We start from the raw sequence: 17464 nt of genomic DNA, 5'->3' as shown, positions 1-17464 counted from the left end.
TGCCGTCCGTTCACAATTTCTCCGCCGCCGGGATCACTTCCGTCGCGAACCGCTCGAAGACCGCCGGGTTCGGAACACCTTCGGCCCAGCCCATCGCGGCGTCGAGACCAAGCTCCGCCAGTTGGCCCAGCTCGTCCAGCAGCTGCCCGGTTTTCTCGCCGTTTTCGCCGAGATCCAAGCGAATCGCGGCGGTTTTCGTGATTTCCGAAGAGTCGCGGCCGACGTCCTCGCAGTGCTGCTTCAGTACGTCCAGCTTGCGGCCGAGGTCCGGACCGGGCAACAGGTTGCACATGTCGCCGTACTGCGCGACGAACCGCAGCGTCTTCTTCTCCCCGCTGCCGCCGATCAGGATCGGCGGGTGCGGACGCTGCAGCGACTGCGGACTGTTCAGCAACCGCTCGGCGCTGACGTGCGTTCCGGTGAACGGCTCGTCGCCCTCGGCCCACATCTGGCGGACGTAGCGCAGCGCGTCCTCCAGTTGCTCGAACCGCTCCTTCATCGGCGGGAACCGGAAGCCGAGGCCGCGTGCCTCTTCCTCGTTCCAGCCTGCCCCGATGCCGAGGATCGCGCGGCCGCCGGAGAGCACGTCGAGGGTCGTGACGGCCTTCGCGAGCAGGCCGGGGTGCCGGTAGAGGACGCCGGTGACCAGGGTGAGCAGCTTGACGCGCTCGGTGTGCGCGGCGAGGTAGCCGAGCGTGGTGTACGCCTCCAGCATCTCGTGCTCCGGCGGGCCGTAACCGGAGATCTGGAAGAAGTGGTCCATCACCGAGACGTACTCGAAGCCGGCCGCCTCGGCGGTCCGGCCGACGTAGGCGAGGTCCGAGCCGAGTGCGGCCGGGCCGTTCGGCCAGGTCTGCTGGGACAGGTGCAAGCCGAGTTTCATGCCAGTTCCTTCGCGGCGGGGATGATGTCGTTCGCGAACTTCTCGATGAGCCGGAGATCGGGCACGCCGGGCAGGAACCCGATCGCGGCGTCCACGCCGAGCCCGCGCAGCCGTTCCAGTTCGGCCTTCAACTCGTCGGCCTTCTCGCCGTCCGGGCCGATGTCGAGTGGCTGGTAGACGGTCTTGGTGATCTCGGCGTAGTCGCGGCCCTCGTTCTCGCAGTGCTGCTTGAGCACGTCCAGCTTGTGTTCGAGGTCCGGCCCGTTGAAGAGGTTGCACATGTCGCCGTACTGCGCGACGAACCGCAGCGTCTTCTTCTCGCCGCCGCCGCCGACCATGATCGGCGGGTGCGGCCGCTGCAGCGACTGCGGCACGTTCAGCAGCCGTTCGGCGGCGAAATGTTTGCTGGTGAACGGTTCGTCGCCCTCCTCCCACATCTGCTGGACGTAACGCAGGTTCTCTTCGAGCAGTTCGAAGCGTTCCTTCGTGGGCGGGAACGGGAAGCCGAGCCCGCGCGACTCTTCTTCGTTCCAGCCTGCCCCGATGCCGAGGATCGCGCGGCCGCCGGAGAGCACGTCGAGCGTGGTGATCGCCTTCGCGAGCAGGCCGGGGTGCCGGTAGAGGACGCCGGTGACCAGCGTGAACAGCTTGACCCGCTCGGTGTGCGCGGCGAGGTAGCCGAGCGTGGTGTACGCCTCGAGCATGTCGTGGTCGCTCGGGCCGACGCTGCGGATCTGGAAGAAGTGGTCCATCACGGCGAGATAGGCGAACCCGGCCTCGTCCGCCGCCCGGGCCACCGCGGCCAGGTCGGCGCCGAGCCGGGCCGGTCCGCCAGCCCAGGTGAAGTCAGGGATTTGGAGTCCAAGTTCCATGGCCTTCACGGTATACCTGGAGTTACTTCACTGGCACGGTCAGAAATCGCGCACGATGGAGATCGTGCCGTGCAGCGGATCGCTCACGTACACGGTGCGAGTGCGCTGATCCACCGCCACGTCGCCGGGATTGATCCCGAGGCTGAGCTCTCCGGTGAGGAGTTCGGCCCGTCCGTCCACCCGGGACAGTCCATTCTGTCCCCCGTTGGTGTACACCGTGTCGGTGCCCTGGTGTACGGCGAGCGACGACGCCTCGCTGCGGAGCAGGATGGTCTTGGTCTGGGTGCGCGTCGATCCGTCCACAATAGACAGATGGTGGATCGCGGAGTTCGCCACGAACACCGCGCCGCTCGGCTCGTGCACGCCGATCCCGGTGGGGGAGGCCCCGACGTCGACGCTGCCGGAGAACTTCTTCGCGTCGAGATCGCAGATCTCGACGGTGTTCGTGCCCGGGCTGGTGCAGTACGCGCGCCGCCGCCCGCGATCGAGCGCGATTCCGGCGAGTCCGGGTTTCGGTGCCGGCAGCAGTTTCTGCAGGGTGAGGCTGATGCTGTCGATGACCGCGAACGTCCCGGTCTGGCTGCTCACCGCGTAGACGAGGTTGGCGGGGCCGTCCAGTGCGAGAGCTGAGGCGCCCGCTCCCGCGCTGACCACGCTGAGCAGCTGGTGAGTCTGGCTGTCGAAGACCGCCACCGTCCCGCCCGGCGGATTCGCGACGTAGATCCGGCTCGCGTCCACCGCGACGTCGCTGGGTTCGCCGCCCGCGGCCAGCACGGAGACGACTCGCGCCTGATCCGGATCGAGGACCACGACCGACCCCGACTGCGGATCCGCCGCGTAGACAAGCCCGGTGACCGGACTCACCGCCAGTGCGGACAGGTTCCCGCCGACCTGCACGATCGCCACCCGCTCCGCGGCTGCGGCCTGCGGCAGTAAGGCGGCGGCACCCGCTGTGACCAGCGTAAACAGGCCTCGTCGGGACCACTGTGCGGCCGTCATCGCTCACCTGCCCCCTCAGTTGGGTTGCTCGCCGACCCTAACCCGGGCAAGGATCATGCGAAGGAACTTCGGGTCGCCCGATCGCGTTGTTTCCGGTGAGTAACCAATCTTGCGAAGCGGACGGAGGCGGCGCACGTGCACAAGCACCACAACGGTCTGAAGACGGCGATGCTGCTGGGTCTGCTGTCCGCGATCATCATCGGGATCAGCGGCTTGTTCGGCCGCGGAGCACTGGTCATCGGCCTGCTTCTGGCGCTCGGGATCAACGCCTACGCCTACTTCAACTCGGAGAAGATGGCCCTGCGCGCGATGCGCGCGCGCCCGGTGTCCGAGGTGGAACAGCCGGTGATGTACCGGATCGTGCGAGAGCTGGCCACGTCCGCACGGCAGCCGATGCCCTCGCTGTATCTCAGCCCGACCGTCGCGCCGAACGCCTTCGCCACCGGCCGCAATCCGCAACACGCGGCGGTGTGCTGCACCACCGGAATCCTGGAGATCCTCGACGAGCGCGAACTGCGCGCGGTGCTCGGCCACGAGCTGTCTCATGTGTACAACCGGGACATCCTGATTTCGTGCGTAGCCGGCGCGCTGGCCAGCGTGGTGAGCGTGCTGGCCAACCTCGCCTTCTTCTTCGGCGGCGACGACCGGGAAGGCAACCCGCTCATGTCGCTGCTGCTGGTGCTGGTCGGCCCGATCGCCGCGGGCGTGATCAAGATGGCCGTGAGCCGCTCCCGGGAGTACCAGGCGGACGCCTCCGGTGCGGAGCTGACCGGCGATCCGCTCGGCCTGGCCTCCGCCCTGCGCAAGCTGGAACGCGGCACCCGCGCCGCCCCGCTGGCTCCCGAGCCGGCGGTGGTCTCGCAGTCGCACCTGATGATCGCGAACCCGTTCCGTCCCGGGGCCGGCCTGAGCAAGATGTTCTCGACGCATCCGCCGATCGAGGACCGGATCCGCCGGTTGGAAGAGATGGCCCGCCGGGGTCGCTAGCGCCGAGCGCGGTCCGTCTCCCGGCTACTTCGTCCCCTCGCCGCCGGGTGCCAAAGCTGCTCAGGCCCAGCCGGGAACGGTCATTCCCACACCGCGTTCTCCGGATCCACTCCGTGCTCCACCGCGTTAGCGAAAATCACGTCCCGGATCCACCCGGTCAACCCGGGCTCGATCCCGTCGTAGAACTCCGCATATCCAGCCTCCGCGACGAACTGCCGCCCAATGCACGCATGCATGGCGTGGGTACAGTCGAAGTAATTCCCCAGTACTCCTCGGTGTCGCTCCGCCAGCGCGTTGGCCTCCGGCGACCCGGCCGCCACGCCCGCGCGCTTCGCCGCCGCGAAGTCCTCATTGATCGACGTGTGTTCCCCGGCGACCCCGCGCCAATCCTCCGCGGTCCGGTCGGTAGCCCGCTCCCGGTATTGCGCCCACTGCTTCGTATCTCCCCACCGCGCAGCGGCCTGGTCCACCCAGTCCGGGTTCCACTCGGAACCGAAGATCGAAACCTGCTCCTGCGCGGTCAGCTGCATTCCGCCGCGAGTGGCGGCCATCATCCGCTCCACCGCGGTCTCCATGTCCCGCAACCGCGCGACGCGTTCCCGCAACTCGCGCCGCTGCCGGGTCAAATGGGCATGCGAGTCCACCGAAGGGTCGTCGATCAACGGGCCGATGTCGGCCAGCGAAAACCCCAGCTCCCGGTAGACCAGCACCCGGTGGATCCGCGCGACGTCCTCATCGGAGTAAACCCGGTATCCGGAGCTGGTGCGGCCGCTCGGCCGCACCAGCCCCACCGCGTCCCAGTGATGCAGCGTCTTGACGCTCACGCCGACCAGCGCCGCCGCACGCCCGACAGTGAGGCCCTGCTCAGTCACGACCTCAGTGTCGCAGCTCATTTCCCGGTTCGCCCCGGAATGGCGATCCCGGCCGCGGCCAGCCGGTCCGCGACCCCGCCGTCGGGGTCGATCGGCAGCGCCGCGGTGAGCACGACGTTCGTGCCGTCCGGCGTCACGACCGTCGCCTCGATCGAGTTCCACGGCATCAACTCCGGTTCGGTCGTGCACCCCGGGGTGATCTCCTCGCACCGCTGCCGGATCTCGTCCAGTTCGCCGCGTACGCACGAGAAGCTGATGCTGGCCCCCGAGATGCCCGCCGCACCGGACGCACCTGCCGCGCCGACCGTGCCCGGAGTTGCCGGCCGGAGCAGCACGTCCTGGAACGCCCACCGCCGCAGGTGCACGACCTGTCCGGGGATGGAGAAGAGGTTGTCGAAGCCGAGTCCGCGCAGCCAGAAGTCGGTGGAGGCTTCGAGGTCCGCGGTCGGCACGATGAGGAACATCGGCATTCCGTAGAACCCGAGGTAGTTGCCCGGCGAAACGGCGTCCACCGCGGGCATCGGGACTGATCCGTGGAATTCGTTCATGCTGGAGAGCGTTGACCCTCCTGCCGCAGGAGGGTCAAGCTTCTTTCCGGAGAACTTCACGCGGCCGGTCCGTCCGTGAAGGGCCCCTTGAGGGAATCCAAGTCCGGCAAGGGGCCCTTCCCGGACAGGTCGCGCCGCACTGCGCGCAGGGCTTGTCGGCGGAGAGGAGCCGACGCGTGCCGCGAAGTGGACGGCGACCGGGCAAAATCACCCCCGTGACCTGTTCGAGCTGGTCACGGGGGTGATTCGGCGAGTGGCAGGTGAGGGATTCGAACCCCCGAAGGCTGAGCCGTCTGATTTACAGTCAGATCCCTTTGGCCGCTTGGGTAACCTGCCAAGGCCGGGCGAACCGGCCGGGAAGAAGGATACCCAACCGTCTGGACGGGGCGTCAACCGGGATGCCCCGGCGCTAGGCTGGTGGCCCCTGACGAGCGAAGACAAGGTGTGAGGATACGTGGCGGACCCCTCTTTCGACGTGGTGAGCAAGGTCGACCGCCAGGAGGTGGACAACGCGCTGAACCAGGCGAGCAAGGAGCTGGGCACGCGGTTCGACTTCCGCGGCACCGGCACCGGCATCAGCTGGTCCGGCGAGGAAGCCATCGCGATCGAGTCGGAGACCGAGGAGCGCGCGCTGGCGGCGGTGGAGGTCTTCAAGGAGAAGCTGATCAAGCGGAACATCTCGCTGAAGGCGTTCGAGGCCGGGGAGCCGGCGATCTCGGGCAAGATCTACAAGATCAGCGGGAAGATTCTGCAGGGGATCGCTTCGGACAAGGCCAAGCAGATCGCGAAGTTCATCCGGGACGAAGGGCCTAAGGGAGTGCAGGCTCAGATCCAGGGGGACCAGCTTCGGGTTTCCGGGAAGAAGAAAGACCAGTTGCAGGAGGTGATCTCATTGCTCAAGGGCAAGGACTTCGAGATCGCGTTGCAGTTCACCAACTATCGGTGAGACGATAAGTCCGGAACCGGCGGGTGCTGTTGGGTGCCCGCCGGTTTTCGCTGTCTGGGGCGGATTCTACGAAGTGGTCAGGGTCCAGTTGGCGTCGTAGGCGTCCACTTTTACGTAGGTCTCGCCGTTGATCGGGACGTCGCCCTCGTAGTTGCCGATCTTGTTGACGGGCAGTTCCTGGTGTCCTTTCGACAACGTCCACAGTGCACTGTTCCCGCGCGTTTTCGTGGCGAATTTCGCGTGGGTGACGCCTGCCGGGATTCGCACCACTCCATCGCCGTGCGCGGAGTACGGTTTTCCGGTTTCCACGGTGGGCACGCCGCGGTAATCGGTGATCGTCACGGTCCAGGCGGCGTTTGTCTCGATTTCCAGTGTGTGCACTGGTTCGTCGATCGGGGAGACGTTGAGCCAGGACGTTCCGTGGTACGAGCCGATCGCGTTGACCGGCAGGCCCTCGGAACCGTCGGTGTGCACGGCGACGTTGCTGCTGCACTTCGGGCAGTCGAACTTCATGAAGCCGGCGACGTCGGCCGGCCAGGACACCGGGACGGTCGCGTTGCCGGTGCCCTCGTGCGTTTCGGTCGGGGCTTCGACCAGGCGGGGCTTCTCCGGCGGCGTCGTCGGCGCCGGAGGCAGGCCCGGTGACTCTGAGCGTTCGGGCAACTGCGGGACGATCCTGCCGATTCCGGATGCCTGCACCGAGCACGACGCCGTCAGCGCCGCGGCGGCGCAGGCGGCGGCCAAGCGCCAGCGGGCGCGGATCATGAGTTCCCCCTCGCGTGCCCCGACGGGGCCCTCGGATGATCTTTCGTCACGCTCCGCCTGGTCGTTACGAGGCGTCGTCCCCGTAACAGCCCAGCGCGGTCCTCGAACGAGTGGACTCACGCGGGTGACCAGGGCTGCGCCGGGGGTAGGCGCGCGAACACGTGGTGTAATCGCCGGGCTGGTCTTGAGAAGGGGTTTCGGAATGCGTCGTTGGACTCCTGTGCTGGCGTTCCTCGTCTCGCTGACGGTCCTGGCCACCGGGATCAGCCCGGCGTCCGCGGTCGTCGACAAGAAGCCGCTGCTGTCCGGGTACGGGCTGTACCCGCGGCTGGTGCGGCTCGAACATTCCGCCTTCGGGCGCGGGCACATCATCGCGTCGGTCAGCAGCTCCGACGGGAACGGCGGCTTCACGCCGATTCTGGAAAGCACCGACGAGGGCGAAAGCTTCCGGCAGATCGGCGAGATCCGCGACCCGGACGCCACGGCGGGCCAATGCTGCGGAACTCTTTACGAGCTGCCGCGGAAGGTCGGGCGGCTGCGCGCGGGCACGTTGCTGTGGGCGGCCACCTACGGGCAGGACGCCGGCCCGGCACGGCGGACGGCGATCAAGCTGTGGGCCAGCCGTGACGGCGGCCACAACTGGACTTACCTCTCCACCGCGGCGCTTTCGCACAACCACGACGGCGTCTGGGAGCCCGAGCTCACCGTGGACGCCGGCGGCACGCTCTGGATGCACTTCGCCGACGAGACACAGGCGCCGCAGTACGCGCAGGTGCTCAACCGGGTCGCGTCGACGGACGGGATTCACTGGGGGACCAAGCAGCTGACCCTCGCCATCCCGCCGGACCGGGTGCGCCCGGGGATGCCGATCATCCGCCGGCTGCCCGACGGCCGGTACTGGTTCGGCTACGAGATCTGCAACTACCGCGACCGCTACTGCGATCCGTATTACAAAATCTCCGCCGACGGCGCCAACTGGGGCGATCCCGGCGACCCGGGCAACCGGGTGCTGACCGCGAACGGCAACTACTTCCAGCACGCCCAGACCACCGCGCTGTTCCCCGGCGGGCCGAACGGCGTGCGGCTGCTGATGGTCGGCCAGATCTACACGAACGCCATGGGCGTGCCGCAGGCCGGGAACGGCGAGACACTGCTGGCCAACGACAACTTCGGAGCCGGCGACTGGTACGAGCGCCCCGCGCCGATCCACATCGACGGCATCTACAACAACTACTGCCCGAACTACTCGTCCACGCTGCTGCCGGTCGACGACGGGAAGAACGTGCTGGAGATCGCCACCGAGTACGCGGACGGCTGCCGAGCGTATTTCGGCAAGGGGCCGGCCTTCTGATCCGGGGAAACTCGAGCATGGCCGCCAGGACCACTCGGTACGGTGAACGGCACCACCAGACATCAGGAGGGGCCGTGAAGGGCATCGTGCTCGCGGGGGGCAGCGGAACCCGGTTGCACCCGATCACTCAGGCTGTGTCGAAACAGCTGCTGCCGGTCTACGACAAGCCGATGATCTACTACCCGATCTCGGTGCTCATGCTGGCCGGGATCCGGGAGATCCTGATCATCTCGACGCCGTCCGACCTGCCGAACTTCCGCCGGCTCCTCGGCGACGGCAGCCAGTACGGGCTGTCCTTCTCGTTCGCCGAGCAGCCGAGCCCGAACGGACTCGCCGAAGCCTTCGTGATCGGCGCGGACTTCGTCGGCGACGACCCGGTCGCACTGGTCCTCGGCGACAACATCTTCTACGGCCAGGGCTTCTCCACCACCCTGCGCACCGCGGCGACCGACCTCGACGGCTGTGTGCTGTTCGGCTACCAGGTGAAAGACCCCGAACGCTACGGCGTCGGCGAGATCGACACGGACGGCAACCTGCTGTCGATCGAGGAGAAGCCGGCCAAGCCGCGGTCGAACAACGCGATCACCGGCCTGTATTTCTACGACAACGAAGTGGTCGACATCTCCCGCAACCTGAAGCCCTCCGCGCGCGGCGAGCTGGAAATCACCGACGTAAACCTCACCTACCTGCGCCGGGACCGCGCCAAACTGATCGAGCTGAGCCGCGGCTTCGCGTGGCTCGACACCGGCACGCACGATTCGCTGCTGGAAGCCGGCCAGTTCGTCCAGGTGCTGGAACACCGGACCGGCGTGCGGATCGCTTGTCTCGAAGAGGTGGCGCTGAAGATGGGGTTCATCAGTGCCGACGAGTGCTACCGGCTCGGGACGAAACTGGCGAAGTCCGGGTACGGCGAATACGTGATGAATGTGGCGTTGCTCGCTGGGGCGCAGAGCTGACCTCTGATGAGGCAAGGCCCCGCCCACCCGGTAGCCCGGGGTGAGCGGGGCCCTGCCTCAACCGCGGATCAAGCCGCCTGCGGAACCGCCGAAGACGACGACGACGCCGGTGCCAGCGCCAGCTCCAGCACCTCCCGCACATTCGCCACCGCGTGCACCGTCAGCTGCGAAAGCACCTCGGCCGGCACATCGTCCAGATCCGGCTCGTTCCGCTGCGGGATGATCACCGTCTTCATTCCCGCCCGGTGCGCTGCCAGCAGCTTCTGCTTCACGCCGCCGATCGGCAGGACCCGCCCGGTCAGCGAGACCTCACCGGTCATCGCCACGTCCGCCCGGACCACCCGGCCCGACAGCAGCGAGGCCAGCGCCGTCGTCATCGTGATGCCCGCCGACGGACCGTCCTTCGGCACCGCGCCCGCCGGGACGTGCACGTGGATTCCCCGCTCTCGAAGGTCGCCCACCGGCAGTTCCAGCTCCGCGCCGTGCGAACGCAGGTACGACAGCGCGATCTGCACCGACTCCTTCATCACGTCGCCCAGCTGCCCGGTCAGCTGCAGGCCGGTCGACCCGCTTTCCGGGTCCGCCAGCGACGCTTCGATGTACAGCACGTCGCCGCCCGCCCCGGTCACCGCCAGACCCGTTGCCACGCCTGGCAAAGACGTCCGCTGGGTAGCGGTCGGCAGCGAGGATTCCGGGACGTGCCGCGGTCGGCCCAGGTAGGTCTCCAGATCGGCGGCGGCCACCGTCAACGGCAGCGAAACCGTTTCCAGCGCCACCTTCGTCGCGATCTTCCGCAGCACCTTCGCGATCGTCCGGTTCGCGTCGCGCACGCCCGCTTCCCGGGTGTACTCCGAGGCGATCCGGCTGAAGGCGTCATCGGTCAACGTCACGTCGCCGGCCGTCAGACCGGCCCGATCCAGTTCGCGCGGCAGCAGGTGATCCCGCGCGATGGTGACCTTCTCGTGCTCGGTGTAGCCGTCCAGCGTCACCAGTTCCATCCGGTCCAGCAGCGGGCCGGGGATGGTCTCCAGTGCGTTCGCGGTGGCCAGGAAGACCACGTCGGACAGATCCAGCTCCACTTCCAGGTAGTGGTCGCGGAACGTGTGGTTCTGTTCCGGGTCCAGCACTTCCAGCAGCGCGGCCGTCGGGTCGCCGCGGTAGTCCGCGCCGACCTTGTCGATCTCGTCCAGCAGCACGACCGGGTTCATCGAACCGGCTTCCTTGATCGCGCGGACGATCCGGCCGGGCAGCGCGCCGACGTAGGTGCGCCGGTGGCCGCGGATCTCCGCCTCGTCCCTGATGCCGCCCAGCGCGACGCGGACGAACTTGCGTCCCATCGCCTTCGCGACCGATTCGCCCAGCGAGGTCTTGCCGACCCCGGGAGGACCGGCGAGCGCCAGGACCGCGCCGGAGCGGCGGCCGCCGACCGGGCCGAGGCCCGACTCCGCGCGGCGCTTGCGCACCGCCAAGTACTCGATGATCCGTTCCTTCACATCGTCCAGTCCGGCGTGGTCCGCGTCGAGCACGGCACGGGCGGCGGCGATGTCGTAGACGTCCTCGGTCCGCTCATTCCACGGCAGCTCCAGCACCGTGTCGAGCCAGGTCCGGATCCAGCCGCCTTCCGGCGACTGTTCGGACGTGCGTTCCAGCTTGTCCACCTCGGCCAGCGCGGCCTTGCGGACCGCTTCCGGCAGATCCGCGGCTTCCACCCGGGCGCGGTAGTCGTCGTCGGCCGCGGTGCCGTCCAGCTCGCCGAGTTCCTTGCGAATCGCTTCGAGCTGGCGGCGCAGCATGAATTCCTTCTGCTGCTTTTCCATCCCGTCCGCGACGTCCTTGCGGATGGTGTCGGTGACCTCCAGTTCGGCCAGGTACTCCCGGCTCCACTCGAGCGCTTTCTCCAGCCGGGCGCTCACGTCGAGCGCGGTCAGCAGTTCCAGCTTCTGGTCGGTGTTCAGGTACGGCGCGTTGCCGGACAGGTCGGCGATCGCGGACGGCTCTTCGAGTTGCTGGACGGCGTCGATCATCTGCCAGCCGCCGCGTTGCTGCAGCAGGGAAATCACGACGGCCTTGTAGTCGGACGCGAGCTGGGCCGAACGGTCGTCGGTGACGTCCTCGGCGGTCTCGGCGTGCACCCAGCGGGCTGCGCCGGGGCCGTCGGCGATCCGGCCGACCGAGGCACGCGCGGTACCGCGGAGCAGGACGGCGGCCTTGCCGCCGGGGACGCGGCCGATCCGCTCCACGGTCGCGACGGTGCCCACCTCGGCGTACTCGCCGTGGACCCGGGGAACGATCAGGACCTCGGCCTTGCTCGCCGCACCGGAGCGGATGCCGGGGAACGAGGCGGTGGCGGGGGTCTTGGCTTGAGCGGACTCCACTGCGGCCCTGGTCTCCGCGTCGCCGAGGTCGAGCGGGACCACCATGCCCGGCAGCACGACGTCGTCATCGAGCGGGAGGACGGGCAGGAGGCGGGGGTCGGACATGTGCACTCCTCGAATAGTTGAGTCAACAGTGCTCAACTCTCCGAAGGGCGGGTTTGTTTCCCAGGGAGTGTTCGCTGGGAGAGAAGTCCGGGCCCGGGAGGGTTCTCCCGGCTCAGCCGCTCAGGACGGTTTGACGCCGACCGCGCCCCAGGCGAACGGCCGGACCTCGCCGTCTTCCTCGGACACCGGAGCTTCCGGACGCCAGTCCGGCAATGTGCTCATTCCCGGCTCCAGCAGCGGCCAGCCGCCGAACCACGGCCGGATCTCCTCGGCCGAGCGCAGGTACGCCGGGTTCGAGGTGTCCCGGTACGCGTCCACGAACGCGCGCACCTCCGCGGCCCGCTCCGGCGGCGCGTCGTCGCGGACCGTGCCGTGCGTCACGGCCAGCCAGGACCCGGGCGCGAGCCGATCGCGGTAGGTCGCGACCAGCTCGTCCGGCCGGTCGCCGGGACCGAGGAAGTGCAGCACGGTGATCATCAGCAGGCAGACCGGCTGCGCCCAGTCGATCAGCCGCTCGGTGATCTCGTCGGCGAAGATCGCCTCCGGATCGCGGATGTCGCGCTCCACGATGCCGGCCCACTCGCCTGCGTCCTCCCGGTCGAGGATCACCCGCGAATGCGCCGCCGCCACCGGCTCGTAGTCCACGTACACCACGGACGCGGGCAGCCGGTCACGGACGAGCTCGTGCACGTTGCCCGCGGTCGGCACGCCCGAACCGAGGTCGACGAACTGCCGGATGCCCGCGTCCAGCGCGGCGCGCACCACCCGGTTCATGAACGCCCGGTTCTGCCGCGAGATCGGCCGGATCAGCGGCCACACCTTCTCGACGCGCTTGCCGAACTCCCGGTCGACCGCCCAGTTCTGGCTGCCGCCGAGGTACCAGTCGTAGATCCGGGCGGCGGACGGCTTCTCGACGTCCACGCCGTCCGGCGCGTCGGGCGCGGTCACGGTTTGCGCGCCACCCCGCACCAGGCGAACGGCCGGGCCTCCGCCTCGACCGCGTTCAGCTCGTGCTCCGGCCGCCAGTCCGGCAGATGCGTGATCCCCGGCTCCAGCAGCGGCCAGTCGGCGAAGAACGGCGCGATCTCGTCGCGATCGCGCATCCAGACCGGGTTGCTGGTCTTGCGGTACTGCTCGACGAACCAGCGCAGCCCCTCCAGCGCGGGCCCGCTGCCGTCGCCCTCGCTCATCTGCGAGATGGCCAGCCAGCTGCCCGGCGCGAGCTTGTCCCGGTAGGCGCGGACGATGCCGTCCGGATCGTCGTCCGGCCCGACGAAGTGCAGCACCGCCATCATCATCAGGCACACCGGCTGGTCGAAGTCGATCAGCTCGCGGGTGCGCGGGTCGTTCAGCACGGCCTTCGGGGTGCGCATGTCGGCCTGCACGATGCCGGCCCAGTCGGTGGCCGCCTCGTCTTCGAGGATCAGCGTCGCGTGCGCCACCGCCACCGGCTCGTAGTCGACGTACACCACCTTGGCGTTGTGGTCGGCGCCCAGTTCGGCGTCGATGACCTCGTGCACGTTGCCCGCGGTCGGCACGCCGGAACCGAGGTCGATGAACTGCCGGATCCCGGCCGCCAGGGCGGCCTTCACCACGCGGTTCATGAACTCTCGGTTCTGCTTCGCGCCCGGGCGCACCAACGACCACTGCTGTTCGACCCGCTTGCCGAACTCCCGGTCGACCGCCCAGTTCTGCTTGCCGCCCAGGTACCAGTCGTAGACCCGCGCGGCCGAGGGCTTCTCGACATCGACGCCTTCCGGCGCTTTCGGCGCGGCATCCGGCTGTTCGGTCACGATCAGTCTCCCCTCGCGCGGTCGTACGCCGTCAGACTAGCGAGAACGCACAGCGGGCCGACGCTGCCAGCCGGTCCACAGCGGCCGGTAGCCCTGCGCGTACCAGAACGGCGTCGATCGCGGGTTCGCCATCGCGTGGTGCAGCAGTACGACATCCGCGCCCGCCTCGTCGAAAACCTGGTGCGCGTGAGCGGCCAGCGCGGTTCCGACGCCGGCCGAACGAGCCGCCTCGGACACCGCCAGCGACGACAGATAGCCGACCCGCGACGCGGCGACCCGGTGCCGGATCCAGCCCGTCTCGTCCGGCATCTGCAGCACCACCATGCCGAGCGGCTGCCCGTACAGCTCCGCGATCCACACCTGCGGCTCGGGCCGTTCGAGATGGTGCAGCAATTCCTTGGCGATCAGTTCCTCGGCGCCCGGCCGGAGCGTGACCCGGCCGAACTGCGCGTCGTACCGCTGCAGTTCCAGCTGCAGCGCGACCGCGGTGTGCAGGTCCTCGGGCGTCGCGTGCCGGATGCAGACGCCGGGCGTCGCGTCCGGCCCGGCGGCCATCCGCTGCGCCGGGCGGACCGCGATGACGCCGACCGGGGCGAAGCCGTGCCGGAGCAGTTCGGTGGCCCCGGCGGTGTCCCGGCTGGGCCGCGACAGCACCGCGGAGCACTCGGTATCCCCCACTTGGGCGAGGGACCGCAGGTGTTCATCCCATCGAGTGAGCAAAGCGTCCAGGCCAGCGGCGGGATCGGGTCCGGCCAGCTGCACCTCCAGCCGGTGCTCGACCAGTGCCCGCCACATCGAGCGGGGGCTGTCCGGGCCGAGGCCGGTGCAGGTGGCCAGCCCGGCGGCGGCGGTGTCGCCGACCTCGGCGGTCAGCAGTACGGAATCCCCTTCTACCTGGAAGGGGAGGGGCGCGGGTAGCAGAGCGTCCACGGTGGCGATGCGCGCCGCATGGCCGGTGGCTGTCACGTCGTTGTGCATGTCCCCATTGTCGTCCCAGGCGGACTCGGGAAGCTCGCGGAACACCCGGCGGACCGGCGAGCCAGGAGTTTCACTCCTTGGTCCGCGCAGGTCAGCGTCGAACGCCCATTGTTAACCCTGGGGTGATCTCCTACTGTCTCGAAAGGGACGTTGGTACGCCCTACGGGGTAAGGTGGCGCCCTCGCCCGCACCTGACGTCACGGACGAGCGCGACCGGGCAGCCGGGAAGGAAGGTCGGATGCCGGACAGCAACGCCCACGCCGGTGCCGCACCGGAAGCGATGGGCTCGGGGAGCGCTGTCGCCGCCCCGGCCGAAGGCCGCACGGACGAAAGCCGCTTCCGCGTCTACACCTTCTTCGTGCTGGGTCTCGGCCTCCTCGCCGCCTTCGCGGTCGGTGCCTGGCTGCCGTTCCACGGCTCGGTGAAGCTCTGGTGGATCGGCCTGGTGCTCGCCGTCGCCTTCCTGCTCGCCGAGCAGCTCGGCATCAACGTCGACGTGCGCAGCGGGATCTCCTGGACCATCTCGTTCACCGAGATTCCGCTGGTAATCGGTTTCTTCGTCGCCCCGTTCGAAGTGGTGCTGGCCGCCCATCTGGTGGCCGGGATCGGCACGCTGCTGGCCCGCAAAGTGGCTGGTCGCGTCCTTTACAACGCGGGTGCGTTCCTGCTCGAGATCACCGGCGCGTTCGCGGTCGCCGGACTGGTGCAGAAAGCGCTCGGCAGCGGGCCGGAGCTGCCCTGGGTCGCCGCGCTCGCCGGCACGCTCACCGCGCCGCTGGTCAGCACGCTGCTGGCGCTGGCCGCCGTACGCGTGCTGCGCCGCCGGATGCGCGTGAGCACCGCGATCCGCCTCACTGGCCGCATCCTCGTCGTCGGCTTCGTCAACGCTTCGGTCGGCCTCACCGGCTACCTGGTCATCTCCAGCACCCCGGAGGCATGGCCGCTGGTGCTGGCGGTGTTCCTCGGGCTGACCGCGCTGTACTGGGCGTACTCCGACCTGCTGCGCGAGCAGCGGGACATGGAGGCGCTGTCCGACGTCAGCCTGATGGTGGCGCGCTCCGGCCAGCAGGCCGCTGCCCGCCCGGCGAGCCGCGCCGAGGAGCTGGTCGACGGCGTCGACGTGCGCGAATGGGCCACCATCGCGGAACGGATCAAGGACCAGCTCGCGGCCGGTCGCGTCGTGCTGCGGCTGCGGCTCGAAGCGGACGACCCGATGCGCGTCGTGGTCGCCGGTGACCCGCTGCCTGCCCCGGACCCGGCCAACGACGACCCGCTGCTGCGCCTGCCCGGCGCGCACGTCCGGCATTTCCGGATCACCGAAGCCAACCCGGATGTCCGCGCGGCGCTGCTGGAACGCGCCGCGCAGGAAGCTCTCGTGGTGCCACTGCGCAGTGCTAACCAGCTGCTCGGCGTCGTCGAGGCGCACGACCGGCTGTCCCGCTGGCGCGGCTTCGGCAAGTACGACGTGCAACTGCTCGGCACGATGGCCAGTCACCTCGCGACGTCGCTGGACAACCGGCGGCTGCTCGCCACCCTTCGCCACGACGCCTACCACGACCCGCTCACCGGGCACCTGAACCGGCCGGGCTTCCAGCAGGTCGCGCGGGATCCGCTGCGCGAACCGGCGGAAGTCGTGGTGCTGCGGATCGACCTCGACGTCTTCTCCACGGTCAGCGACGCGCTCGGCTACTCGTGGGCGGACCGGATGGTGATCGCGGCCGGCAGCCGCATCCGCGACGCGCTCGGCTCGGACGTCCCGCTGGCCCGGCTTGAAGGCGCGTCCTTCGCCGCCCTGCTGATGGACTGCACCGTCGAAAACGCGCACCAGGTCGCCGAGCGGCTGCGGGTGCAGCTGTCCGAGCCGTACCCGGTGGACCGGCTTTCGGTCGAAGCCAACGCGATGATCGGCTACGCCAGCTCCGTGGACGACTCCGGCGAGGTCGACGTCGACGGCCTCCTGCAGCGCGCCGACGTCGCCGTCCGCGCCACCCGCGGCGGCGAGGAAGTACGCGGCTACGTGCCGAGCATGGGCCAGATCTTCCTGCGCCGGTTCCAGATGGTCACCCAGTTCCGGCAGTCGCTGGAGGACGGCCACGTCTCGGTGCACTACCAGCCGAAGGTGACCCTGCCGAACCGGCAGGTGCAGGGCGTCGAGGCGCTGGTGCGCTGGGTGCACCCGGAGTTCGGCCGGCTCGGCCCGGACGAGTTCGTGCCCGCGATCGAGGCGGCCGGCCTGATCGGCGTCCTGACGTCGTTCGTGCTGGAAGAGTCCCTCAAACGAGTCCGCAAGTGGCTGGACGAGGGCCTGCGCATCTCCGCGGCGGTGAACCTGTCCGTGCGGAACCTGGCCGACGAGGACTTCCCGGCGAAGGTCCAGCGCGAACTGGAGCGCTTCGGCGTACCGCCGGAGCTGCTCACCTTCGAGCTCACCGAGTCCGGCGTGATGTCCGATCCGCAGAAGGCCCTGCCGATCCTGCGCGAGCTGCATTCGCTGGGCATCGTGCTGGCGGTGGACGACTTCGGCACCGGCTACTCGTCGCTGGCCTACCTGCGCCAGCTGCCGGTGGACCAGGTCAAGATTGACAAGAGCTTCGTTCTCGGCATGGGCACCGATCTCGGCGACCTCGCGGTGGTCCGCTCGATCGTCGAGCTGGGGCATTCGCTAGGCCTCACCGTTGTCGCTGAAGGCGTCGAGGAAGACGTGGCCCGCGATCAGCTCGAAGCGATGGGCTGTGACGTGGCGCAGGGCTATCTGATCTCCCGTCCGCTGCCGGAGGACCGGCTGGAGGCGTGGCTGCAGGCCCGCACAGCCCGCTCGCCAGGACGGCACTCAGAGACCGTGCTGACCCTGCTGACCTGAGGTTTTGCCGTTAACCCACCCCGGTTGCACGGGTACTCCGACCGGGTTGCTAATCTTTCCAAGTCCTCGCGAGAGGCAAGGCCCCTTTAGCTCAGTCGGCAGAGCGTCTCCATGGTAAGGAGAAGGTCTACGGTTCGATTCCGTAAAGGGGCTCGCGAGTCCGCGAGCTATGCC

15 protein-coding genes and 2 tRNA genes are annotated in these 17464 nt (G+C 68.8%); 6 read left to right on the top strand and 11 right to left on the bottom strand.

Annotation, left to right across the window (positions count from 1 at the left end; all coding sequences use genetic code 11):
- Positions 1 to 10: 10 nt before the first annotated feature.
- The 3 genes from AMYBE_RS0128765 to AMYBE_RS0128755 are packed head-to-tail and all read right to left on the bottom strand — an operon-like array spanning position 11 to position 2661.
- Positions 11 to 883 carry an LLM class F420-dependent oxidoreductase gene (locus tag AMYBE_RS0128765; protein WP_020662855.1) on the bottom strand — a complete coding sequence of 291 codons (873 nt, stop codon included), beginning with the start codon at positions 881 to 883 and terminating at the stop codon, positions 11 to 13.
- Complete coding sequence (locus AMYBE_RS0128760; RefSeq protein ID WP_020662854.1) at positions 880 to 1755, bottom strand: LLM class F420-dependent oxidoreductase; 876 nt, start codon at positions 1753 to 1755, stop codon at positions 880 to 882. The genes AMYBE_RS0128765 and AMYBE_RS0128760 overlap by 4 nt, the downstream gene beginning before the upstream one ends.
- Before the next feature lie 39 nt (positions 1756 to 1794).
- Entirely contained in the window at positions 1795 to 2661 is an 867-nt protein-coding gene (locus tag AMYBE_RS0128755; protein ID WP_020662853.1) for a YncE family protein, read from the bottom strand.
- Positions 2662 to 2889: 228 nt separating this feature from the next.
- Between AMYBE_RS0128755 and htpX the strand changes: the two genes are divergently transcribed.
- Positions 2890 to 3741, top strand: a complete 852-nt coding sequence (htpX, locus tag AMYBE_RS0128750; protein WP_020662852.1) for a zinc metalloprotease HtpX — start codon at positions 2890 to 2892, stop codon at positions 3739 to 3741.
- An 80-nt stretch (positions 3742 to 3821) separates the two neighbouring features.
- Here the strand turns inward: htpX and AMYBE_RS0128745 are convergent, their stop codons facing one another.
- From AMYBE_RS0128745 to AMYBE_RS0128735, 3 genes are all read right to left on the bottom strand, one after another.
- Positions 3822 to 4613 (bottom strand): MerR family transcriptional regulator, encoded by a 792-nt coding sequence (locus tag AMYBE_RS0128745; RefSeq protein WP_211226867.1) that lies wholly within the window; start codon positions 4611 to 4613, stop codon positions 3822 to 3824.
- Between the two features lie 17 nt (positions 4614 to 4630).
- The gene (locus AMYBE_RS0128740; protein WP_020662850.1) at positions 4631 to 5161 is read right to left on the bottom strand and encodes a hypothetical protein; all 531 of its coding nucleotides are present in this window, start codon (positions 5159 to 5161) and stop codon (positions 4631 to 4633) included.
- 254 nt (positions 5162 to 5415) lie between these two features.
- Positions 5416 to 5497, bottom strand: a tRNA-Tyr gene (locus tag AMYBE_RS0128735).
- A 118-nt stretch (positions 5498 to 5615) separates the two neighbouring features.
- Between AMYBE_RS0128735 and AMYBE_RS0128730 the strand changes: the two genes are divergently transcribed.
- Positions 5616 to 6107 carry a YajQ family cyclic di-GMP-binding protein gene (locus AMYBE_RS0128730; RefSeq protein ID WP_009072171.1) on the top strand — a complete coding sequence of 164 codons (492 nt, stop codon included), beginning with the start codon at positions 5616 to 5618 and terminating at the stop codon, positions 6105 to 6107.
- Between the two features lie 66 nt (positions 6108 to 6173).
- Here the strand turns inward: AMYBE_RS0128730 and AMYBE_RS0128725 are convergent, their stop codons facing one another.
- Positions 6174 to 6872, bottom strand: a complete 699-nt coding sequence (locus AMYBE_RS0128725; RefSeq protein WP_020662849.1) for a hypothetical protein — start codon at positions 6870 to 6872, stop codon at positions 6174 to 6176.
- Positions 6873 to 7074: 202 nt separating this feature from the next.
- On the opposite strand from AMYBE_RS0128725, the gene AMYBE_RS0128720 reads away from it, so the two are divergent.
- Both AMYBE_RS0128720 and rfbA read left to right on the top strand, forming a co-directional pair.
- Positions 7075 to 8223 (top strand): sialidase family protein, encoded by a 1149-nt coding sequence (locus AMYBE_RS0128720; RefSeq protein WP_027928119.1) that lies wholly within the window; start codon positions 7075 to 7077, stop codon positions 8221 to 8223.
- A gap of 74 nt (positions 8224 to 8297) precedes the next feature.
- Positions 8298 to 9179, top strand: coding sequence for a glucose-1-phosphate thymidylyltransferase RfbA (gene rfbA, locus AMYBE_RS0128715; RefSeq protein WP_020662847.1), 882 nt, complete (start codon positions 8298 to 8300; stop codon positions 9177 to 9179).
- Positions 9180 to 9247: 68 nt separating this feature from the next.
- Here rfbA and lon read toward each other — a convergent pair whose 3' ends face one another.
- The 4 genes from lon to AMYBE_RS0128695 all read right to left on the bottom strand — a co-directional run bounded on the left by lon (position 9248) and on the right by AMYBE_RS0128695 (position 14430).
- Complete coding sequence (lon, locus tag AMYBE_RS0128710; protein WP_020662846.1) at positions 9248 to 11659, bottom strand: endopeptidase La; 2412 nt, start codon at positions 11657 to 11659, stop codon at positions 9248 to 9250.
- Between the two features lie 120 nt (positions 11660 to 11779).
- Positions 11780 to 12607, bottom strand: a complete 828-nt coding sequence (locus AMYBE_RS0128705) for an SAM-dependent methyltransferase (RefSeq protein WP_027928118.1) — start codon at positions 12605 to 12607, stop codon at positions 11780 to 11782.
- A complete protein-coding gene (locus AMYBE_RS0128700; RefSeq protein ID WP_020662844.1) occupies positions 12604 to 13452 on the bottom strand; it encodes an SAM-dependent methyltransferase in 849 nt (282 codons plus the stop codon). Before AMYBE_RS0128700 ends, AMYBE_RS0128705 begins: the two co-directional genes overlap by 4 nt.
- A 36-nt stretch (positions 13453 to 13488) precedes the next feature.
- Positions 13489 to 14430, bottom strand: coding sequence for a GNAT family N-acetyltransferase (locus AMYBE_RS0128695; protein WP_027928117.1), 942 nt, complete (start codon positions 14428 to 14430; stop codon positions 13489 to 13491).
- 238 nt (positions 14431 to 14668) lie between these two features.
- Here AMYBE_RS0128695 and AMYBE_RS0128690 point away from each other — a divergent pair, with 238 nt between their 5' ends.
- Both AMYBE_RS0128690 and AMYBE_RS0128685 read left to right on the top strand, forming a co-directional pair.
- Complete coding sequence (locus AMYBE_RS0128690) at positions 14669 to 17290, top strand: putative bifunctional diguanylate cyclase/phosphodiesterase (RefSeq protein WP_020662842.1); 2622 nt, start codon at positions 14669 to 14671, stop codon at positions 17288 to 17290.
- Between the two features lie 80 nt (positions 17291 to 17370).
- Positions 17371 to 17443 (top strand) — tRNA-Thr (locus tag AMYBE_RS0128685).
- The last annotated feature ends 21 nt before the right edge of the window (positions 17444 to 17464 follow it).

This window comes from Amycolatopsis benzoatilytica AK 16/65 (genome assembly GCF_000383915.1).
Lineage (GTDB): Bacteria > Actinomycetota > Actinomycetes > Mycobacteriales > Pseudonocardiaceae > Amycolatopsis > Amycolatopsis benzoatilytica.
The sequence above is the reverse complement of the archived record's forward strand: the minus strand, read 5'-3'. Positions and strand labels throughout refer to the sequence as shown.